Origin of the sequence: Bartonella capreoli, from assembly GCF_902813205.1 — a bacterium.
Lineage (GTDB): Bacteria > Pseudomonadota > Alphaproteobacteria > Rhizobiales > Rhizobiaceae > Bartonella > Bartonella schoenbuchensis.
Window position 1 is genome coordinate 1 of the sequence record NZ_CADDZX010000026.1, and the last position, 3,494, is coordinate 3,494.

Sequence of the window (3,494 nt, forward strand, 5' to 3'; positions counted from 1 at the left end):
AAGTTAAACAAGCTAAATAATGGCAAACAAACCACGGTTGGCTTTGATGGGCATAGATATGACTTTGTAAGCCGAGTGATCGGCGGTAATGGCTATACCTACCAGACAGTGCCTACCGGCAGTAACAATTGGAAAGAGGCATACAAAATGTTCACAGATCCTAACAGTGTCCACACTTGTCTTGGAGATGCGAGCAATATGTGCAAAAAGCGCTATGGTTCATCCCATCGAGTACAAATTGATTCAAGGAGAAAAAAATGAAACAAATCTTAAAATTATTGAGTGGAATAGCTTTGTTAAGTATCGCTGGATGTCAATTTAATAAACCTCCCTTAGGATATTTGGCTGCATGGGAGAAGCCTGGAGCGGACTTTACTGAGGTAGGAAAAGCATTGTTAGAATGTGGCATGCCAACTCCCTTTGATAAAGATCCAGAAAATAAAAAGCTAAGCAACAATGCATTAGCAGCCATTGATGCATGCATGATCCAAGATGGTTTCCGTTATAAAGATGAAGAGGTATCGAATATGGGGGGATGGTGTTATATTTTTAGAGAGGAAAACCTTCCCATTTGTCAGCCTGGCGCTGTTATCCCGAGGCGCAGTGTCAAGAAGCGTTTAAATAGCCCGTTTTGTAAACAGAATCCAAAAGAATATGAGTGCTATCCTTAAGTGTTTCTGCGTTTGAAGAGCAACATTCCCCTTCCTTGCTTTTGCTTGGAAGGGTGGTTTTTTTGCTCATTCCACCATCAGTAATGGCAGCATCATTTTGACAGATGAAGCAGGGCAAAATACCCTGACAGGGCAAAATGGGGAACAAACAATCGCCTCCCTTAACCGTGACACGGCTACAGCTCATGAAGCTGTAGAAGCGCTTGATGGTGGCAGGCTGGAACAAATCGTCCATGAGAACCGTGAAATGGCGACGCAATTGCTTGAAGAAGGGTTTAAATACAGCGATGATTCCTATAAAACCATGTTTATCAAAAAGCACTCCATCGCCGTGGTGGATCGTGATGAAAAGGGAAATATTATCTATTTAACAGATGAAAATGGGAAACCTATAAAAGACAGTCGTGGACAAAAAATACCTCAGTCGCATTATTTAACGGCTGAGGAGAAGAAGCACCTACAAGCCGGTTCTGATGGTAAGGTTCATGTCTCTTTTAATGGCATTTTCACGCCACCAACTGAGGGGGGTGTTTATGCAGTGCAACATGCAGACAATCGAAATGAACCGCTCTATTTTGTTGTCTTCCCACAAGGAGACACGGTTGTGTCAGAACTGATGGTAGCAGGCTATCAGAAGTTTCTGGAAAATGACTTCTTTGGCTTAACCAATTCAACACAGGAGGTACAGGATCTGCTAAAGAACTATGGGAATACAGGGCTGGAACTTTACGCTCATAGCCGTGGCGGTATGACAGTTTATAATGCCCTGAATTCTTTAGGACAACAAGGGATAAGCAATATAGCAGGCAACACAACCGTCAATCTTTATGCACCCGCTTCTAATGCTGCAGCAGTGGCAGATAAGTTAAACAAGCTAAATAATGGCAAACAAACCACGGTCGGTTTTGATGGGCATAGATATGACTTTGTAAGCCGAGTGATCGGCGGTAATGGCTATACCTACCAGACAGTGCCTACCGGTAGTAACAATTGGAAAGAGGCATGGGAAATGTTTACAAATCCCGACAATGTCCATACTTGTCTTAGAGATGGGAATGTTAATTGTATCGCTATGTATAGTTCATCTCATCGAGTACAAATTGATTCAAGGAGAAAAAAATGAAACAAATCTTAAAATTATTGAGTGGAATAGCTTTGTTAAGTATCGCTGGATGTCAATTTAATAAACCTCCCTCAGGATATTTGGCTGCATGGGAGAAGCCTGGAGCGGACTTTACTGAGATAGGAAAAGCATTGTTAGAATGTGGCATGCCAACTCCTTATGATGTCGATCCAGAAAATAAAAAGCTAAGCAACAATACATATGCAACAATTTATGCTTGCATGATCCAAGATGGTTTCCGTTATAAAAATAAAGATGGGAATTGGTGTGAGAACTATAAATCTGAAAACCTTCCCATTTGTCAGCCTGGCGCTGTTATCCCGAGGCGCAGTGTCAAGAAGCGTTTAAATAGCCCGTTTTGTAAACAGAATCCAAAAGAATATGAGTGCTATCCTTAAGTGTTTCTGCGTTTGAAGAGCAACATTCCCCTTCCTTGCTTTTGCTTGGAAGGGTGGTTTTTTTGCTCATTCCACCATCAGTAATGGCAGCATCATTTTGACAGATGAAGCAGGGCAAAATACCCTGACAGGGCAAAATGGGGAACAAACAATCGCCTCCCTTAACCGTGACACGGCTACAGCTCATGAAGCTGTAGAAGCGCTTGATGGTGGCAGGCTGGAACAAATCGTCCATGAGAACCGTGAAATGGCGACGCAATTGCTTGAAGAAGGGTTTAAATACAGCGATGATTCCTATAAAACCATGTTTATCAAAAAGCACTCCATCGCCGTGGTGGATCGTGATGAAAAGGGAAATATTATCTATTTAACAGATGAAAATGGGAAACCTATAAAAGACAGTCGTGGACAAAAAATACCTCAGTCGCATTATTTAACGGCTGAGGAGAAGAAGCACCTACAAGCCGGTTCTGATGGTAAGGTTCATGTCTCTTTTAATGGCATTTTCACGCCACCAACTGAGGGAGGTGTTTATGCAGTGCAACATGCAGACAATCAAAATGAACCGCTTTATTTTGTTGTCTTCCCACAAGGAGACACAGCTGTATCAGAACTGATGGTAGCAGGCTATCAGAAGTTTCTGGAAAATGACTTCTTTGGCTTAACCAATTCAACACAGGAGGTACAGGATCTGCTAAAGAACTATGGGAATACAGGGCTGGAACTTTACGCTCATAGCCGTGGCGGTATGACAGTTTATAATGCCCTGAATTCTTTAGGACAACAAGGGATAAGCAATATAGCAGGCAACACAACTGTCAATCTTTATGCACCCGCTTCTAATGCTGCAGCAGTAGCAGATAAGTTAAACAGGCTAAATAATGGCAAACAAACCACGGTCGGTTTTGATGGGCATAGATATGACTTTGTAAGCCGAGTGATCGGCGGTAATGGCTATACCTACCAAACAGTGCCTACCGGTAGTAACAATTGGAAAGAGGCATACAAAATGTTCACAGATCCTAACAGTGTCCACAATTGTCTTGGAGATGCCAGTGATATATGTGGAAGACTTTATGGTTCATCTCATCGAGTACAAATTGATTCAAGGAGGAAAAAATGAAACAAATCTTAAGATTATTGAGTGCTATAGCTCTATTAAGTATCGCTGGATGTTCTTTAGGTAGGCCTGCCACATCATCTATAGGAATGTGGGAGAAGCCTGGAGCAGACTTTACTGAGATAGGAAAAGCACTGTTAGAATGTGGCATGCCAACTCCTTATGATGTCGATCCAGAAAAT

Annotated in this window: 4 protein-coding genes and 2 pseudogenes; all 6 read left to right on the top strand. The window is 42.1% G+C overall.

Annotation, left to right across the window (positions count from 1 at the left end):
• Positions 1-261 (top strand): annotated as a pseudogene (locus J7R05_RS06805) (filamentous hemagglutinin); the annotation flags it as partial.
• A complete protein-coding gene (locus J7R05_RS06810) occupies positions 258-671 on the top strand; it encodes a hypothetical protein (RefSeq protein ID WP_208541719.1) in 414 nt (137 codons plus the stop codon). The pseudogene J7R05_RS06805 and the gene J7R05_RS06810, both read left to right, overlap by 4 nt.
• Positions 672-768: 97 nt before the next feature.
• A complete protein-coding gene (locus tag J7R05_RS06815) occupies positions 769-1,794 on the top strand; it encodes a filamentous hemagglutinin (protein WP_343070536.1) in 1,026 nt (341 codons plus the stop codon).
• Positions 1,791-2,192 (top strand): hypothetical protein, encoded by a 402-nt coding sequence (locus J7R05_RS06820; RefSeq protein WP_208541715.1) that lies wholly within the window; start codon positions 1,791-1,793, stop codon positions 2,190-2,192. Before J7R05_RS06815 ends, J7R05_RS06820 begins: the two co-directional genes overlap by 4 nt.
• Before the next feature lie 97 nt (positions 2,193-2,289).
• On the top strand, positions 2,290-3,315 hold the full coding sequence (locus J7R05_RS06825) for a filamentous hemagglutinin (protein ID WP_343070533.1): 1,026 nt from the start codon (positions 2,290-2,292) through the stop codon (positions 3,313-3,315).
• Positions 3,312-3,494: pseudogene (locus J7R05_RS06830) on the top strand (hypothetical protein); the annotation flags it as partial. The gene J7R05_RS06825 and the pseudogene J7R05_RS06830, both read left to right, overlap by 4 nt.